Annotated in this window: 10 protein-coding genes; 9 read left to right on the plus strand and 1 reads right to left on the minus strand. The window is 56.8% G+C overall.

Annotated features, from left to right (window positions below):
• Positions 1–185: 185 nt before the first annotated feature.
• The 4 genes from AC50YL_RS18090 (at position 186) to AC50YL_RS18105 (ending at position 5,175) form a co-directional block, all read left to right on the plus strand.
• Positions 186–1,880, plus strand: a complete 1,695-nt coding sequence (locus tag AC50YL_RS18090; RefSeq protein WP_494833646.1) for an extracellular solute-binding protein — start codon at positions 186–188, stop codon at positions 1,878–1,880.
• Between the two features lie 37 nt (positions 1,881–1,917).
• Positions 1,918–2,814 (plus strand): ABC transporter permease, encoded by an 897-nt coding sequence (locus AC50YL_RS18095; RefSeq protein WP_494833648.1) that lies wholly within the window; start codon positions 1,918–1,920, stop codon positions 2,812–2,814.
• Between the two features lie 16 nt (positions 2,815–2,830).
• Entirely contained in the window at positions 2,831–3,715 is an 885-nt protein-coding gene (locus AC50YL_RS18100) for a carbohydrate ABC transporter permease (RefSeq protein WP_494834443.1), read from the plus strand.
• Positions 3,716–3,876: 161 nt separating this feature from the next.
• On the plus strand, positions 3,877–5,175 hold the full coding sequence (locus AC50YL_RS18105; protein WP_494833650.1) for an alpha-glucosidase/alpha-galactosidase: 1,299 nt from the start codon (positions 3,877–3,879) through the stop codon (positions 5,173–5,175).
• A gap of 287 nt (positions 5,176–5,462) precedes the next feature.
• On the opposite strand, the gene desA is transcribed toward AC50YL_RS18105, so the two are convergent.
• Entirely contained in the window at positions 5,463–6,488 is a 1,026-nt protein-coding gene (gene desA, locus AC50YL_RS18110; protein ID WP_494833652.1) for a Delta(5) desaturase DesA, read from the minus strand.
• A gap of 271 nt (positions 6,489–6,759) precedes the next feature.
• Here desA and cspD point away from each other — a divergent pair, with 271 nt between their 5' ends.
• From cspD to AC50YL_RS18135, 5 genes are all read left to right on the plus strand, one after another.
• The gene (gene cspD, locus AC50YL_RS18115; RefSeq protein WP_161746776.1) at positions 6,760–6,960 is read left to right on the plus strand and encodes a cold-shock protein CspD; all 201 of its coding nucleotides are present in this window, start codon (positions 6,760–6,762) and stop codon (positions 6,958–6,960) included.
• Positions 6,961–7,887: 927 nt separating this feature from the next.
• Positions 7,888–11,205, plus strand: coding sequence for a S8 family serine peptidase (locus AC50YL_RS18120; protein WP_494833655.1), 3,318 nt, complete (start codon positions 7,888–7,890; stop codon positions 11,203–11,205).
• A 42-nt stretch (positions 11,206–11,247) separates the two neighbouring features.
• Entirely contained in the window at positions 11,248–15,522 is a 4,275-nt protein-coding gene (locus tag AC50YL_RS18125; protein ID WP_494833657.1) for a S8 family serine peptidase, read from the plus strand.
• Positions 15,523–15,871: 349 nt separating this feature from the next.
• Positions 15,872–17,572: a sensor histidine kinase gene (locus AC50YL_RS18130; protein ID WP_494833658.1), complete on the plus strand. Its 1,701-nt coding sequence runs from the start codon at positions 15,872–15,874 to the stop codon at positions 17,570–17,572.
• Positions 17,569–18,672 carry a response regulator transcription factor gene (locus AC50YL_RS18135; protein WP_494833660.1) on the plus strand — a complete coding sequence of 368 codons (1,104 nt, stop codon included), beginning with the start codon at positions 17,569–17,571 and terminating at the stop codon, positions 18,670–18,672. Before AC50YL_RS18130 ends, AC50YL_RS18135 begins: the two co-directional genes overlap by 4 nt.
• The last annotated feature ends 172 nt before the right edge of the window (positions 18,673–18,844 follow it).

Genomic DNA, 18,844 nt, shown 5'->3' on the forward strand with positions numbered 1-18,844 from the left:
AATCGACCGCCGTTCTCCCCGGAAGAGGGAAAATATTCTCCGCCTGGTGCGGTTATCGTTTTCTCGGCCACGGCAGCGGAAGAAAATATTCCAACCGATCGCGAACGGGAGCCGCTCACGGCGCGATGAAGGCGTTTGCTATACTTGCGAGGCAAGGGAAAATACAGACAGGGAGGGTCCTCTTCATGAAGAGAAACAAGGCAGCGGCGCTTATGCTCGGTTTGGGTCTGATCCTTACGACGGCGGCCTGCAGCGACGGCAACGGCAACAATAACGGGACGCAGACGCCGAATGCGAACGCGGCATCGCCCGATGCGAACGCGCCGGCGGCCGCCGGCAGCGACACGGACGCCGCGGCACCGGCGGATCCGCTCGGCAAATACGATCCGCCGATCGAAGTGACGGCCGTTCGGGGCATTACCGAAGGCACGAAGTTCGTCGACGGCGAGGCTATCGATAACAACGTTTGGTCGAAGGCGTACGAGAACGAGCTGGGCGTGAAGGTGAAGTACCTGTGGACGACGCCGACGGCCCAGTACGACCAGAAGCTGAACATCGCGATCGCGTCGGACGATCTGCCCGATATTACGCCGGTCAGCGCGTCGCAGCTGAAGCGGCTCGTGGAGGACGGCGGATTGGAAGATCTGACGTCCCTCTACGGCCAATACGGCTCCGAGCTGACGAAGAACATCTTGTCGCAGGACGGCGGCAACGCGATCAAGTCCGCGACGTTCGACGGCAAGCTCTACGGCCTGCCGAACATGACCTCGGGCCTCGGACAGTCGCATGTGCTCTGGGTGCGGACCGACTGGCTGAAGAAGCTGGGCTTGCCGGAGCCCAAGACGATGGACGACGTCCTGAAGACGGCCGAAGCCTTCGCCAAGCAGGATCCGGACGGCAACGGGAAAGCGGATTCGTACGGACTCGGCATCACCAAGGATATTTTCGGCTTCTATGCCGGCATGGAAGGCTTCTTCAACGGCTTCCATTCGTATCCCAACACGTGGGTGAAGGACGCCTCGGGCAAGCTGACCTACGGCAGCGTCGCGCCGGAGACGAAGGCCGCGCTGCAGAAGCTGCAGGAGCTGTACAAGAACGGGATTCTCGACAAGGAATACGGCACGAAGGACGCGACCAAGGTGAGCGAAGCGGCTAATAGCGGCAAGCTGGGCTTGTTCTACGGCTACTTCTGGAATGCCGGCTGGCTGCAGGACGGCAAGAACGCCGATCCTTCGATGGAGTGGAAGCCGCTGCCGATCGCGTCGGCGGACGATCAGCCGGCGAAAGCCCAGGTGCCGTTTGCCATCAGCACGTACTACGTCGTGAAGAAAGGCGCCGCGCATCCGGAGGCCGCCGTCAAGCTGCTGAATTTCGATTACGAGAAGCTTTGGGGCAAGACGGCCGAGCCGAACGCGTACAACGCGAATAACGGCGTAGGGGTCTTCGAATACGCGCTGCTCTACGGCGAGGCGCCGCGCAAAAACCTGGATGCCCATCTCCATGTGGTCGATGCGCTCAACGCGAACGACCCGTCCAAGCTGAATCCGGAGGAGAAGGGCTACTACGACAGCCTCGTGGCCTTCCGCGGCGGAGACAATAAGATGTGGGGCAACGCGCTGATGTACGGACCGGGCGGCTCGCTGTCCGTTCTCGACGGGTATTCCAAGAACGGCCGGATCGTCGACGACGCTTACTTCGGCGCCCCGACGCAGGGCATGACGGACAACGAGGCGACGCTGCAGAAGCTGCAATTGGAAACGTTCACGCGGATCATCATGGGCGGCTCGATCGACGAGTTCGACAAGTTCGTCGCCCAGTGGAACGATCTCGGCGGCAGTACGATTACCGGAGAAGTGAATGACTGGCAGGCTTCCCGCTAAGGGAAGCCGTCTCCGGCAAGGAAGAGGCGAATGAAACATGAGACGCAAGACCATCCGGGAGCTGCCCTTTCACTTGATGATCCTGCCGGGCTTTCTCCTGGTGCTGATCTACAGCTACGTGCCGATGGCCGGGATCGTCATGGCATTCGAGAGACTCGTTCCGTCCAAGGGGATGTTCATGTCCCCGTGGGTCGGATGGAAAAATTTCGAGTATATGCTGCGCTTGCCCGGAACGCTGGACGTGCTGCGCAATACGTTCGTCATCGCCGGCATGAAAATGGCCGCGGGCATCATCGTGCCCGTCTCCTTCGCCCTGCTGCTGAACGAAGCGCGGCAGCGGCTGTTCCGGCGGAGCATCCAGACGATCATTTATTTTCCGCATTTTCTCTCGTGGATCATCCTGAGCGGGATTCTGATCGACATTCTCTCGCCGTCGACGGGGATCGTGAACGGCATGCTCGGGATATTCAAGATTCCTCCGGTCTATTTCCTGGGCGATTCGCGCTGGTTCCCGTTCACGCTCGTGCTGACCGATACGTGGAAGGAGTTCGGCTACGGCACGATCGTCTACCTGGCCGCGCTGACCGGCATCAATCCGGCATTGTACGAGGCTGCCTCCATGGACGGCGCGGGCAGGCTCCGGCAGACGATCAGCGTCACGCTGCCCGCGCTGCTGCCGATGATCGTGCTCATGTCGGTGCTCAGCCTCGGCAATATCCTGAACGCGGGCTTCGAGCAGGTATTCAACCTGTACAGCCCGCAGGTCTACAAGACGGGCGATATCATCGACACGCTCGTATTCCGCATCGGGCTCGAGAACGCCAATTACGGCGTGGCCACGGCGGTCGGGCTGTTCAAATCGGTCGTGTCCTTCGTCATGGTCGGCTTGTCTTACCTGCTGGCCTACAGGCTGACGGATTATCGCATCTTCTAGGAAAAGCGGGATGATCATGCATAAACAGCATTCGATAAGCAGACGGACGTTTCTTGCGTTCAACTACGTGTTCCTGACGGCGGTCGCCGTCGCCTGCCTGCTGCCGCTGGCGAACGTGCTGGCCATCTCGTTCAGCTCGAGCGCCGCGGTCGGCGCGGGCAAGGTCCATCTATGGCCGGTCGGATTCAACTTGAAATCCTACGCGTTCGTGCTGAACAAGCCGGAGTTCGCCAAGTCGTTCCTCGTCTCGCTCGGCAGGGTGGCGGTCGGCGTTCCGCTCAATATGCTGCTGACGATCCTCATCGCCTATCCGCTCTCGAAGGGGAGCCGGGAATTCCGTTTCCGCAATGCCTACGCCTGGTATTTCGTGCTGACCATGCTGTTCAGCGGCGGACTTATTCCGTGGTACATGACCATCAAGCTGACGGGCATCATCGATACGTTCTGGGCCATGATCCTGCCGGGGGCCGTGCCGGTCTTCAATGTCATCCTGCTGCTCAATTTCTTCAAATCGCTGCCGGACGAGATCGACCAAGCCGCCCAGATCGACGGGGCGGGCAGGTGGCAGGCGCTGTGGCGGATCGCCGTTCCGTTGTCGGCGCCGGCGGTCGCGACGCTGACCTTGTTCTGCATCGTGACGCATTGGAACGCGTGGTTCGACGGCTTGATCCTCATGAACCGGCCAGAGCATTACCCCTTGCAGAGCTATCTGCAGACGGTGATCGTCAACCGCGACCTGTCGCTCGTGACGGCCCAGGACCTGCTGAACTGGTCGGAAGTATCCGATCGCACCTCGAAAGCGGCGCAAGTATTCGTGGCCGTGATTCCGGTGCTGCTCGTCTACCCGTTCCTGCAGAAGTATTTCGCGGAGGGCATCGTCATGGGCAGCGTGAAAGGCTAGCGAGGCAAGAGAGGCGCAACGCGTAAAAGAGCGCAAAGGTAACGCCGAAAGACTGCGTGAACGGACATGACCGGCGGAAGGCCGGCCGCGTCCGTTCGGGCGCCAAGGCGGCATTTATCGTTCGACATCTAAGCATACGGAAAAAGGAGCAGGAAGAAGCCATGCCAAAAATCGCCTTCATCGGTGCGGGAAGCACCATATTCGTCAAAAACGTACTCGGGGACTGCATGCTGACGCCGGCGCTGGCCGACGCGCATATCGCGCTGCACGACATCGATTTGGAACGGCTGAAGGAATCGGAGAAAATGCTGCTCAACCTGAACGCCAACCTCGGCGGGAAAGCGACGATCAAAGCGTACGCCGACAGGCGCGAGGCGCTCAAAGCCGCGGATTACGTCATTAACGCCATCTCCGTCGGCGCATTCGAGCCGGTCATCCGGCGCGATCACGAGCTGCCGCGCAAATACGGCTTGAAGCAAACCTATGCGGATACGCTCGGCATGGGCGGATTGATGCGCGGGTTGCGGACGATAGACGTCATGCTCGAATTCGCGCGCGACATGGAGGAGCTGTGCCCGGACGCGTGGTTCCTGAACTATACCAATCCGATGGCGATCCTGACGGGCGCGGTATTGCGGGAAACCGGCATCAAGGCGGTAGGGCTGTGCCACAGCGTTCAGGTCTGCGCGAAGGAGCTGCTCGAAGGGCTCGGCATGAGCGCAGAGAATGTCCGCTGGCGGATCGCCGGCATCAATCATCAGGCATGGCTGCTCGACATCACGCGTGGCGGCGAGGATCTTTACCCGGAGATCAAGCGCAGAGCGGCGGCAAGACCGGGACCGCATGACGACATGGTCCGGTACGAGATCATGAATACCTTCGGTCATTACGTGACCGAATCCAGCATGCACGGCGCCGAATACCTGCCTTACTTCATCAAGAATGCCTATCCGGAGCTGCTGGAGAAATACAATATCCCGACGGAGAACTACAAGGGATGGGGCGAGAGCGGCAAAACGTACTGGGAACGGGCGATGAACGATCTGGTCCGCAACGCGTCGGTGACGCATGTGCGCACGCATGAATACGCCTCCTATATTATGGAAGCCATGGAGACGAACGTGCCTTACAAAATCGCGGGCAACGTGCTGAACACCGGAGGGTTGATCTCGAATTTGCCGGAGGAGGCTTGCGTGGAGGTATCCTGCGTCGTGGACGGCGAAGGCGTCACGCCGACGCGCTTCGGCGCGCTCCCGCCGCAGCTCGCCGCGCTGAACCGGACGAACATCAACATGCAGCTGCTTACCATCGAGGCGGCGGTCACCCGAAAGCGCGAGCATATCTACCATGCGGCACTGCTCGATCCGCACACGTCCTCCGAGCTGCCCATCGACACGATCAAGGCAATGGTGGACGAGATGCTTGAAGCTTACGGCGATTTGCTGCCGGCGTACAGGTAACCGGTAACCGATATCGGGAAGTAATCGCTTAAACCCGAACAAGCGCGTACCATCCTTCTAGGGACGATACGCGTTTGTTCGGCGTTGGCGATGAGGGGCGGGACTTTTGTGGGCTTGCGATTAGCGAGCTCGCGCTGTGCTTTTTCGAATCTCTCATGCCGACGGAATCGTACTTGGACGATGCATGTTGGCGGCGGTCGCGTAACTTCGCCAAAATAATACGGACAGCCCGGCGAGCTGCCCGTATTGACCGCTATGAGAAATGCCATGTCCGTACGCTGTAGTGCTCAGGCGCCGCCGCTCTTGCTTTGCTCGAGCTTGAAGCGTTTGATGTACCCGAAGCCCATCAATTGCTTGCGGTGCTCATCCCATATGCGAAAGCGAAACGAGCGCAGGCTGGTGAACAGGGTAATCGGATGGTCGCTCTGAAGCATCTCGTTCTCGTCATGCGTGCGTTCCAGGTAGTAGTTCGGCACGCGCGGGCTCAAGTGATGGATATGATGGTACCCGATGTTTCCCGTGAACCATTGCAGCACTTTCGGAAGCTTGTAGAACGAGCTTCCTTGGAGCGCCGCGTCGACGTAATTCCAGTTCTCGCCCTTCTCGAAGTAGCTGTGCTCGAACTGATGCTGCACATAGAACAGCCAGAAGCCGACGATGCCCGATATCAAGAAAGTCGGTCCTTGGATCAACAGGAAAGCCTGCCAGCCGAAAGCCCAGCACAGCAGCCCCGCCGCGGCGACGATGCCGGCATTGATGATATACGTGTTCAGCCGTTCTTTGATTTTCGCTTCCTTGCGGTTGAAGCGGTACTGGAACAGGAAGACGAAGATGGGACCGAGTCCGAACAAGACGAACGGATTGCGGTAAATCCGATAGCCCATCCGCTTGTAGAAAGGCAGGGCCAGGTATTCCTGGACCGTCAGCGTCCGGATGTCGCCGGTTCCCCGTCGATCCAGGTTGCCGTTGGTAGCATGATGCATGGAGTGGCTGTAACGCCATTGATTTAACGGACAGCAAGTCAAGATGCCGGCAATCGCGCCGACGATTTCGTTGGCCCTTCGATTCGCGAAGAATGAGCCGTGGCAGCAATCGTGGAAAATAATGAACACCCGAACCAGCAATCCCGCGGTGATGACGGTTAGCGGCAGCGTCAGCCAATAGGAAACGGAAAGACTCAAATATGCCACGTACCACAGGATGAATAAGGGGGCAAAGGTATTGAACATTTGCCATACGCTCCGCCATACGCTCGATTTCTCGTAAGGCGCAACGATCTTGCGCAGGTGTTTCGTGCTGCCGAGTAAGTTCATCGAATAACTCCTCTACTGTATCGAACGAATCAAGTGTATCATATCGGAGCGGCAATAACCGGAACTCGCGCAAGGGAAAAGGAGGGGTAGGGAATATTTAATTCGGAAAGCGAATACAATTGCAGTTCTGCCCGCAATGTGCTATGATAAACGCATTGAGATTTTGACCTTAATTCACATTTTGCACAGGGTTAATGTTTTGATATCAACCTTGTGCAATATGTGAATTTTTCTAATATGGAAAATTCATGTAATTTTTGGAGGTGTTTCCATGCAAACAGGAACAGTGAAATGGTTTAATGCAGAAAAGGGCTTTGGTTTTATCGAGGTAGAAGGCGGCCAAGACGTATTCGTGCATTTCAGCGCGATTGCCGGCGACGGCTATAAATCGTTGGACGAAGGCCAACGCGTCGAGTTCAACATCGTTCAAGGCAACAGAGGCCAACAAGCCGAGAACGTCGTAAAACTGTAAGCAGCCATGAATCCCCGAACTTCGCGTTCGGGGATTTTTTATTGTCCAGCCGCGTATAACGCGGCTTTTTTTGTGAGCATTTTCAACGGAACGGCTGAAGTACAATCTATGATGCATGAAGATCGCCGGTGCTGATTTCGCCAAGAAACGACAATTTACGGAGAAGATAGCCTTTCCGTCTAGTGAAATCTTCCTGGATAAGCACCTAGTTTGCCGAGTAGGCAATCGTCCATACTTTCGATCGGAATTATCCGGCATTTGGGGGGATAGATCGAATCCGTCATTACGCGTAAATCGTTTAGTCAAACGATCAGCTCAAGCCAGCACGGCTTGAGCTTTTTGTTTTTCAGTGACCTTCCGCGACGTTAAAACGCGGTATAAGGGGTCATCAGAAGCTAGTTATTTATTTGCACTATTTGTATACTGCTATTTGTTGCGAGAGACCGGAAGATACGATGGAACCAAGGGGTTTACATCATTTTCATATTATAAACCTCACATGAAGTCATGAGGAAAGTAGACAAATCCTTTGTACTGAGTTACTGAAATTGGAATTTATTCGGCTAAATTACTTTAATTAATTAACGCTTTGCTGGAATAATTGGCTAAATCTTTTTTAATATCAGGTGAGAAAATAGCGAAATTGAAATAAATAACGAAATTAGTTACGTGGATATAACATAATAAGTTATGTCTTAAGTCGTATATACTTTGGAGTCAAGTCCTGTTTATCACCAGAAAATAGAAAATATTTTTGTCGGACGATTGATAAGGAATTTGCACTATGCTACAATTCGCAACATGATGTTCCAGCTCTATTAAATCGTGCTAGATTCAAAATGGTAGAGGAGGTTAAAGCGCGGGGGATCCGGAAGCTTGCCGCAGCCTACATAGTTCAACATTATTGTCAAACAGGAGGGCGACAACTTGAAACGAGAACAGGTAATAAAGTCGATCGCGATCACGGCATTATCTTCGCTTATGATCGGCTCCGTTAGTCCCGCTTTGACCCATGCGGCCGAGGCGAATCCGAAGAAAAGCACTTGGACAGCCAAGACGGCTCCCAAAGAAAACATCGTGCAAATCGCGCCGAAAGCCGGCGCTTCGAACGACGTGAAAGCCGTTCCGCCAACATCCGACAAGAGCCTTGAGGGCGTCGACCGGATCATCGTGAAATACAAGCAGGGTCATGCTTCGGCCGCTGCTTCGATTCTGCCCGCCGGCAAGACGAAAAGCAGCGCGAAACTGGCAGGCATCGATGCCACCGTCATCGAGCTAACCTCTGCCGACGACGTGAAATCGCTGCTCGACAAACTGAACGACGACCCGAACGTGCTCTATGCCGAACCCGACCGCAAACTGTACAAATCCGGCACATCGGCCGACAGCCTGAATCAAATCAAGAAAATCGCCCAAGACGTGACGCAACCGGACGATACGTACTTCGACAGGCAATGGGCGCTGCAAAATACGGGGCAAACCCCGCCTTTCAACTTGAACAATCCGTTCCAGGAAGGGTATCCAGGCCTTCCGGGACTCGATATCAAAGCGCCTGAAGCGTGGACGGTCACGAAGGGGAATCCGGACGTGGTCGTCGCGGTGATGGGCACCGGCATTCAGATCGACCATCCGGACCTGGCGGACAGCATCTGGACCAATCCGAAGGAGCGGGCCGGCAACGAAACGGATGACGACAACAATCATTACGCCGACGACGTGCACGGCTGGAACTTCGTCGAGGACAATAACCAAATTTATTCCGAACTCGACTTGAACTCGGAAGGCACGGCTTTAGCCGGCATCATCGCGGGCTCCGTCAATAACGGAACCGGCTTGGCGGGCATTGCGCCGAACGTCAAGATCATGCCGCTCAAATACATCGGCGCGGATAACGGTTACGTGTCCGACCTGATCGAAGCCATCGAATATGCCGACAACAACGGCGCTCAAATCGCCGACATCAGCGCGCAAACCTTCGAATACAGCCAAGCCTTTAAGGATGCCATCGACTCTTCCTCCATGCTGTTCGTGACGGGAGCGGGCGATTATCAGGTGAACATCGACGGCACGCCGTCTTACCCCGCTGCTTTCGACAGCCCGAACATCCTCTCGGTGACGGGAATCGATAACGAAGGCCGTATTGTCAACGATGCCAATATCGGCTTTGCGTCCGTTGACGTCGCTGCCCCCGGGGAGGCGATCGCGGCCGCGGTTCCGGTATCGAACACCGGCTTGGCGGCGGAGATCCACGATCCCGCGAACGGCTCCAAGGCGATCTTCAACGGCATTGCCTTCGAGAACATCCTGGACGAGGAAGACGCGGACTATGACTATCGTCAAGACGCGTTCGACACGGCCATGGACTACCTCGAGGTATCCAAAAGCGATCCGGACCGTAAAATTCTCCTTGTTCAGGACGACCTCTCGAATTACACGGCCCTTCCAAGCGCCAGCAAACTGGCGAAGTACACCGACCTTCTTCAGGATTACGCCGGGGTCGATATCGTGCAAGCCTCGCCGGACGGAGGCGACGGCCCGACGCTGGCGAAAATGCAGGCGTACGACGCCGTGATCTGGTTTACGGGCATGGCGGACCGGTTTTACGTTTCCAACCTGACCGCGAACGATCAGAAGAACCTGACGGATTTTCTGCACGGCGGCGGTCATCTGATGCTGACCGGCACGAACGTGCTGAACGGACCGACGGAATACATGGGCGAAGAAGCTTCAAGCATCATTGACACGCCTTTCGTCAAGGATGTCCTGCACCTTGCTTTCATGGATCAGTATTTCTACAGCAACGCAATCGGGGTGTCCGGCACGATTTACGACTATAAGGACTACCCGCTCGACGAGGACAAAGACAGCTACAACTGGATCATTTCGCGGGATCCTTCGATTGCCAAGATCGACCTGTTGAACGTGACGAAGGATTTTAAAGGCAGCAGCTACGGCTACATGCGAGGCACCTCGATCGCCGCCGCGCATGCGGCTGGCGCAGCGGCGCTGGTGCTTGGCCAAGAGACTTCGCTCAGCGCGCTGGCCGTCAAGCAGCGGGTGATCAACAGCGGCACCAAGATCAGTTCGTTGTCGGGGAAAGTAGCCAGCGGCCGGATGATCAACGCGTATCAGGCGTTGACCGACGACGAGATTCCCGGTTCGCCGTTCACCGGCGACAGCATCTCCAATCGCTTGGATGACAGCTCTGACCTGAACGACGTCTATGCGGTCGAGCTCCATGCCGGCGAGAATATCAGCGTCTCGATGACCGGCGACAAGAACGCGGATTTCGATCTCTATCTGTACGCGCCGGACGCAACGACCGTGAACCTGAACGATCATATGCTCGCTTACTCCGAGAACGACAAGACATCCTCGGAATCCTTCGATTACAAGGTAACGACGAGCGGCACTTACTACCTGGACGTTTTCGCGCATAAAGGCAAAGGCGCGTACAGCCTGACGCTCCAGCGGGATAACCAGATCGGCGACTACGAGGATTCCAGCAGTTCGCTCGCCTTCTCCGGACCTTGGAAGCAGATGGACGGCAGCGCCTATTCGGGCAGCAGCAAGAAGGAAATCGATGCCGCGGGCAAAGTCGAATTCGCCTTCGTCGGCAGCTATTTCTCCTGGATCGGCTCCAAGAACGCGGATCAAGGGATCGCCGACGTCTACGTCGACGGCGCGAAAGTGGCTTCGCCTTCGCTGTACAGCGCCAAATCGCTGAACAAACAGATCGTGTTCGAGAAGATGCTGCCGTTCGGCCAGCATGCGATCAAGATCGTATGGACCGGCAAGCACGATCCGTCCGCCAAGAAATCCGACGGCACGTTCATCAACGTCGATGCGTTCAATGTCGCGAATTTGGTACAAGACAACGATCCCGGTTTGACGCTTTCGGGGCAATGGACGACGAACTACAGCGTGAAGCATCTCGGAGGCAGAGCCATCTACTCGGATAAAGCGGGCAGCTACGCGAAATTGAAGTTCGAGGGCACGCAGGTGAAGCTGTATGCGCTCGTCGGCAAGGACCGCGGCAAAGCGAATATCTACATCGACGACAAGCTGGTTACGCCGGACGCGGTCGATCTGTACAGCGAAGCCGACCATTATCGTACCGTCGTCTTCGAATCGAACATTCTCACTTCGGGCGCCCACACGATTAAGATCGTCAACCTGGGCGAGAAAAATCCGCAGTCGGGCGGCACGATCGTCTCGTTCGACGCCTTGTCCGTCACGCAGTAAAAGGTCATCATTCATCAATCATAGGAAAAGAGGAATCGCAAATTGGCTAAATCCATGATCAAACAATCGGTCGCCCTCCTCACGGCCGCCATGCTGCTGACGGCTCCGTTCGGCCACGCAAGCGAAGCGGCCGGAGCGGAGACGAATCTCGCCAATATCCTTCATCCCGGCGGTCCGCTGTTTCCTTCGAACCTAAGCGAGCTGAAGGCGCTCAATCCCGCCGGCAGCGGCGCTTCCGGCAATCCGGGCGCGACCATCGATCCGAGCCTCGATACGACCTCGACCGACAAGGTCAACGTGATCGTGCAGCTGAGCGCGCAGCCGGTGTCCGTCGCCAAGTATGCATCGGAGCTGACGAGAAGCTCGTTCTCGCCTGATTCGGTTCAGCGCGCGGTCAAGGCGGAGCAAACGTCGTTCGTCAGCGCCGCGGGCAGCAAGGGCGTCGCCATGACCGTGAACTATCAGTACGATACGGTGTTGAACGGCATGGAAGTGACCGTCAGCGCCAATGAAATTCCGAAGCTGGCGCAAATGGCCGGCGTAAAGGCGATCAGCAAGAACCGCACTTATTATCCGATCCCGATGCCTGCAACGCCCGAATACGGCGCGGATGGCGCAAGCGAAATCAACTACGATATCGATCCCATCAAGCAAATCGGAGCGGATACCGCCTGGATGAACGGCTTGACGGGGAAAGGCATGAAGATCGGCGTCATCGATACGGGCATCGATTATGACCATCCCGATCTGAAAGGCGCCTACAAAGGGGGGTACGATTCCTACTATAAGGATAACGACCCGTACGAGGACGTCCCGAACATCAGCTACGGCTTTGCGGGCTCCGAACACGGCACGCACGTTGCCGGAACCATCGCAGGCCGCGCGGCGAACCCGAATGCGGAGCTCGTGCAGAAGGGGATCGCGTACGAGGCCGACCTCTATTCCTATAAGGTGTTAGGGGCGAAATGGAACGAGGACAAGCAACAAGTCGATGTGACGGGCTCATCCGCCCAGGTCATCGACGGCATCGAGCATGCCATCAAGGACCACATGGACGTCATTAACATGTCCTTGGGCTCGGATATGGAGAAAAGTCCGAATTCGCCCGACTCCATCGCCGTCAACAATGCCGTGCTATCCGGCGTGATCGCGGTCGTGGCGAACGGCAATGCCGCGGCCGACGGTTACTATTACTATTCCATGGGATCCCCGGCGAGCGCGCAGCTGGGCATATCGGTCGCGGCGGCCACGAGCACCAGCCGCCACTTCGGCGGCAGCTTCACGGATTCGCTGTCGGTTGATCAACCGCCGTATTCGCTCGATGCCATGGCTTGGCAGGACAATCAATCGAACTTCGGCGAGATATTGGGAACGGATCCGCAGGATGCCGTGTACGTCGGCCTGGGCAACGACGACGATTACACGACCGACGTGTCGGGCAAAGTGGTTCTCGCCTCGCGCGGCGTGCTTGCGTTCGTGGACAAGATCGCGATCGCCAAGCAGCACGGCGCGAAAGCGATCGTCATTTTTAACGGCAAAGAGGTTACGGATACGAACGAAGCCGACCTCTCCGAGCATATCGCGGATCGGGACGGCAAGATCGGTTCGATCGCCTTCCTTGGCGAAAACTCCGACTATATTCCAGCCTTCGACATGTCGGGTTCCGAGGGAAGGGCGCTGGCAAGGAAGATCCTCGATCCCGCGAACGAAGGCAAGCCTCTGCAATTCGCATTCGGAGCGGATTATCCCGAGACGGTGCTGCCCGGCGACACGATCGCCGATTTCAGCTCGCGCGGTCCGAACTCGGACGGCAATTACAGCATCAAGCCGGATATTACCGCGCCGGGCGTGAACATCCGCTCTACATGGCCCGCTTACGGGGAAGTCGATTACGGGTACGAACCGATTCCCGATTATGACACGGCCTACTACCGGATCAGCGGCACGAGCATGGCTACGCCGCATATTGCCGGATTGGCCCTGCTCATGAAGCAAGAGCATCCCGACTGGACGCCGCGCGACGTGCGCGCCGCGCTCGCCAATACGTCGGATACGCTGCATGACGAGAACGGCACGCAATACGACGTCTATTCCCAAGGCGCCGGACGGGCGGACGTGGCGAACGCCATCCTGACGCCGGCGATCGTGGAAGCCATGGATCCGATCACGATCTACGACGAGAAGATGAATGCGAAAATCATCGACAGCGAAGCGAGCAGCGTAAGCTTCGGGGCGATCGAGCCCGGAGCCGATCCGCTGTCCAAACCGCTTCGGCTGAAGAACTTCTCGGACAGCCCGGTGACGTACACGGCTTCCGTGATCATGCACCCGAGCGTGACATCGGATCCGTCCGATCCGATCGCGACGCCGGACGTGAACGACGTCGCTGTGGAGCTGGGCGGACTTGATGCCGGCACCAATACCATCACCGCGGATGCCGCTTCCAGCCACGCATTCACTTTGACGGCTGCAGCCAAGAGCGATGCCGCGCATGGCGTGTACGAAGGAGAAGTCAAATTGGAAAGCGGCGACGGGAAGCCCGCGCTTCATCTGCCGTTCGTTATCCATGTCGGCGACGACGTGGCCGATAACGACTTCACGCTGCAAAACTTCGCCCTGTCCGGCCAAAAAATCGTGCCTGAGTCGCCTATCGACATCACGGCGACGTTGGCCGACGATTCCATGAACTACGCCGCGGTCTATGCCTATAACATGGACGAAGAATACGTGGGCACGCTGGCGTATATGTACAATGTCGATGAAGAGACGCAAAGCTTGAATTCGCTGCCGGCCGGCGATCTTCGGATCGAGAAGCTGGATGGCACCTATACCGACGAGACCGAGGACGAGAACGGGTTCGAGACCATCAAGCAGCTGCCGGAAGGACAGTACGTGCTGCAATTGATCGTGGCGCATCTCATAGGAGGAGGCAACGCGGATCTTGTCCAATCGGCCGGCTCGATGATCTATGTCCAGGATGAGCCGGACGGTACCGAGGAACCGGGCAATCCGGATGAGCCGGGCAATCCTGGCGATCCGGGAACCCCGACCAATCCGGGTAACGGCGGAGGCGGCGTGCCGACCGAACCGGTAACGACGCCAATCTCGGAAACGCTGGCTTCCGTCGTGCCATTCGATCAGAAGCTGGTGTCGCTGACAAGCGCTAGCGAAGTGAAGGATAACCAAACGGTCGTCACCGTAACGGATGCCGAGCTTCAGAAAGCGATCGACAGCGCGAACGGCGCTCCGTTTGCCTTCTCCGTCGCCGCGACATCCGCGGATGCATCCGCCGCCGATGCGCGCCTCTTCTTGACGGCCGCGCAGGTGAAGCTGCTGCAATCGGCTTCCGGGCAAGGAACCGTTGCTTTCACGTGGAACGACGCTTCGGTTGCGATCCCGTTGTCGGCGCTCAAAGGAATCGATGCCGATTTCGAGCTCGAGATCAATCAAGCCGCCGATCAAGCATCGATGTTTACCAAGGGTTATCCGACTGCAACCGTGCTTGGCACGCCGTATGAATTCGAAGCGCATACGATCGCAGGCGGAGTGGAAAGGCCGGTTGCCTTCGCGCCAGAACAAGCGGTTCGCCGCGCGTTCCTGTTGGACAAAGGCATCGATGCAAGCACGGCCGGCGCGCTCTATGCCGAAGACGGCAGCGTGTATCCCGTCCCTGCCGCCTTCAAGAAAACGGCAGACGGTCGTACGCTCGTCTCCATTAATCGCCCAGGCTTCTCCGTGTATGCCGTCGCAACGCGTCATGTCGCGTTCACGGATACGACAGCCTCATGGGCAGCGGAGCAAATTCAGTCGCTTGCGGACAAATTCATCTTGAACGGCACTTCCGATTCCGCGTTCTCGCCGAAGAAGTCCGTCACGCGGGCGGAATTCGCCGCCATGCTGGTGAATGCGATCGGCTTGGACAAACGCTCCCCATCCGCGCCGTTCTCCGATATCCGCGGAACGGAATGGTTTGCCCAAGACGTGGCCGCGGCCTATAAGGCTGGACTGATCACGGGCAGCGACGGCAAATTCAGACCGAACGATCAAATCACGCGTCAGGATCTGACCGTGATGCTGGCGAGAGCCATCAAGCTGCTGCATATCGACAAAACGAGCGGCACGCCGGATCGCCCTTATGCCGATGCCTCAACGTTCGGCTCGTATGCGCAAGAAAGCATCCAAGCCGTAACGGATGCCGGCTTGATGCAGGGACTCGAGAAGCAAGGACAGCTCTTCTTCGATCCCGCGATGCCGACGACGCGCGAAGCGGCGGCGAAGGTGCTGTACCAATTGCTCACGGCAGCAAACTTGATCTGATTTCAAATCGACCGGATATCAATTATTCTGAATCGAATGAAATTCCATGATTCGAGGCTCGTACGATAACCCGGCAGGCGGACGCTGACACAGCGTCCGCCTGCCGTTTTTATTTGCGTTCCGAAGGAAACGATCTCGGCTGCGAGCAGGCGAATATTCGTGTTAGCCGCTTGATTTCCGGCCATGCTAACGAGAAGCGCGCGGAGCGGCGATTACAGCCGAACGATCCATTCCGTGTTGCGCGGTTTGTCGAATCGTGACATGATAAGGGAAAAAGCGGCATAATCAAAGAGAGGCAAGCGCGATGAAGAGCACCGACCGAACCATGCAACGGCCAAGCGGCAGGTCCATGACGTTGAAAAAAAGAATCATCATTCTTTTTTTAATCAGCTCCCTGCTGCCGTTTATTTTTGTATTCTTCATCTCTTACCACACGATTTATTCGATCCTGACGAACAAAATCCAAGATAACCTGCAAAGCAATCTGAGGCAGGTCGAGCTTTCCCTCGAAAATGCCATCGGGAATTTGAATTCGGTCTCGGAGCAGCTCGCCTTCAAAGGCTCGATCGGCCGGGATTTGGAGATTCTGCTCACCTCCAACAACGCCTACGAACGATCGCAGATGACGACGCAGATCAACGCCGAGCTCAACCTGATCACCTTTACCAATACGAACGTCGGGCTCACGATGTACTACTTCCAGAAGGACGGGCTGCACCAGTTCGAGAATACGGGCGTCAAGCCCGATTTCGATCCGAATACGCTCCCGCTGCTGACCGAATATTACGGCATTACCTATTACGGCCCGCATATCAGCTACGACCGCTTCAACAATAACTACGTGCTGTCCGCGCTGCGGAAGGTCGATCTGCCAAGCCGTGACGACGTGTACGTCTATATCGAGAGCAATTTCAAGCTGACGGAAAGCCTGCTCGACAACGGCGAGAACCCGCAGCATGCGTACTATCTGTTCCTGGACAACAACCGCAAAATCACCTACAGCGAGATTCCGGACGAATACCCGCTCGACTCGGCGTTCACCAGCGATTCGCCAGACAAATCCCACGGCTTGAACAAGGAATTTTATTGGTTCGACGAGACCAGCAACCAAGGCTGGAGCATCGTGTCCGTCATCTCGAACGCGGATTACAACAAGGAAATGAACAAATGGTTTCTGCAGACACTCGTGTCCTCGCTGTTCTTCCTCGGGGTCAGCGTGTTCATGGCTTGGCTGCTGTGGAAAATGGTATATCGCCCGTTATCGAACTTCAACAAGGAAATCAAACTGATGACCAGCAACAAGACGCCGTCCGTGCTCGTCCAGACCCGGATCCCGGAATTCGATCAGCTCCTGGAGCAGTTCCGCGACATGAAGACGCAGATCTGGGACCTGTTCGTGGAGGTTCAGCATAAGGAGAAAAGGAGAGCCGACTTGGAGGTCGAGAAGCTGCTCTACCAGATCAATCCGCATTTTCTGATGAATACGCTGGACACGGTGCATTGGCTCGCGGTCATGAACGGGCAAGGCGAGATCGACCGGATCATCACGTCGCTCAACAAGCTGCTGCACTATAACTTGGGCAAGCTCGGCCAGTCCTCGACGATCCGCGACGAGGTGGACGCGCTCAAGCAGTATTTGATCCTGCAGAAGGTCCGCTACGATTTTGAGTTCCAGGTGGATATCGAAGTGGATCAGAGCTTGCTCGACATGCCGATTCCCCGCTTCATCCTGCAGCCGCTGGTGGAGAATTCGCTCTATCACGGCTTCAGCGACAACGGGATCATCCAGGTTCGGGTCAAGGCGCAGGAAATGATCGAGATTTCCATACAGGATAACGGCTCCGGCATGACGCAGGAAGCCATCGCCAAGCTGCTCCACAACGAACAAATGGAGCGGGAGAAGGTAGGCATGGGCATCGGCATGAATTACGTGAAACGGATGCTGGAAGTGTATTACAACGGCAAAGCGCGGATACATATCGTGAGCGCGCCCGGACAAGGGACGAGCATCTATCTAAGCTTGCCGATATCGAAGGAGGATACGCCGTGATTCGGGTACTGGTCGTGGACGACGAGAAATTGGTGAGGCAGGGCTTGATCACGTCCTTGCCATGGGCGGAATACGGCATGCAGGTGGTGGGCGAAGCCAAGAACGGGGAGAAGGCCATCGAATTTCTGGCGGAGCACGAGGTGGACTTGATGCTGACGGACCTGGCGATGCCCGTCATGTCCGGCATCGAGCTGATGCGGATCGTCCGCAAGCGTTATCCGCGGCTGTATATTATCGTCCTGACGCTTCACCAGGATTTTGAATATATCCAGGAGGCGCTGCGGCTCGGCGCCATCGATTACATCGCCAAAGTGGAGCTGACGGCCGACCGCTTCTCCGAAATCCTGGCGCGCATTCGCGAGCGGATCGCGGAGGAAGAGAAGAAGCGGCCGCAGTCGGGCGGCGAGACCGAGACTTCCGCCGAAGGCATCGAGGATCGTCATGTCCCGGAAGCGCGGGAGTCACGGCCGGACGTGAACGAAGACCAACTATCCGATGCCGCCGAGCATTGGCTGTCTCCCGGCTGGGTACAGGACGACGAAGGCTTCGAAGTTCTTCTGGACAAGCTATGTGCCATGAACCTTTCTTCGGACAGGCTGATGGGGCTGCTGAGCAGGCTGACGGAGGAATGGAATGCGCTGTACGGCTCGATTTTGGCGGACCGGCTGGAACTGCCGGAGGTCTTCGCCGATTGGCAGGCGGTCGCGGATTGGCTGAACCGGATCAGGGGGGCGCTCGGCAAAGCATTGGGATCGCCGCATTATTCGCAGGAAGTCCAAGATGCCGTCAAGAAGGCCGTCCAATTGATCCAAGAGCAGTTGGCCGGACAACTGTACGCCGCCGATATCGCGAAGCGGGTCAACATGAGCCGCAGTTATTTCAGCCAATGCTTCCGGGACATCGTCGGAAAGACGTTCAACGAGTACGTGCGTCAGGCGAGAGTGGACAAAGCCAAGGAATACCTGGTGCATACGAATATGCCGATCCTGTGGGTTGCCGAGAAGACCGGGTATTTGGACGGCAAGTATTTCAGCACGGTATTTCGCGATCAGACCGGCGAACTGCCGAGCGCCTTCCGCAAAATCCATCGCAAGGAATAGGACGTAATACCCTATCCCCGAATCGGACATATGTCGCACTCCTGCCGCCGAATGCGCCGCAGGGTAGACATATGTCCGATTCCATAAGGCGGACAAGTGTCCGATCCGGACATGAACAGTCCTGAGGCGCAGCAATCCCGCACATCTCTCCCCATGATCTCCAAACCGCTTC

The organism is Paenibacillus sp. J22P277 (assembly GCF_059383675.1).

Coding starts and splice junctions, on each gene's coding strand:
- AC50YL_RS18090 (WP_494833646.1), top strand. CDS start 186: ATGAAGAGAAACAAGGCAGCGGCGCTTATGCTCGGTTTGGGTCTGATC.
- AC50YL_RS18095 (WP_494833648.1), top strand. CDS start 1,918: ATGAGACGCAAGACCATCCGGGAGCTGCCCTTTCACTTGATGATCCTG.
- AC50YL_RS18100 (WP_494834443.1), top strand. CDS start 2,831: ATGCATAAACAGCATTCGATAAGCAGACGGACGTTTCTTGCGTTCAAC.
- AC50YL_RS18105 (WP_494833650.1), top strand. CDS start 3,877: ATGCCAAAAATCGCCTTCATCGGTGCGGGAAGCACCATATTCGTCAAA.
- desA (WP_494833652.1), bottom strand. CDS start 6,488: ATGAACTTACTCGGCAGCACGAAACACCTGCGCAAGATCGTTGCGCCT.
- cspD (WP_161746776.1), top strand. CDS start 6,760: ATGCAAACAGGAACAGTGAAATGGTTTAATGCAGAAAAGGGCTTTGGT.
- AC50YL_RS18130 (WP_494833658.1), top strand. CDS start 15,872: ATGACGTTGAAAAAAAGAATCATCATTCTTTTTTTAATCAGCTCCCTG.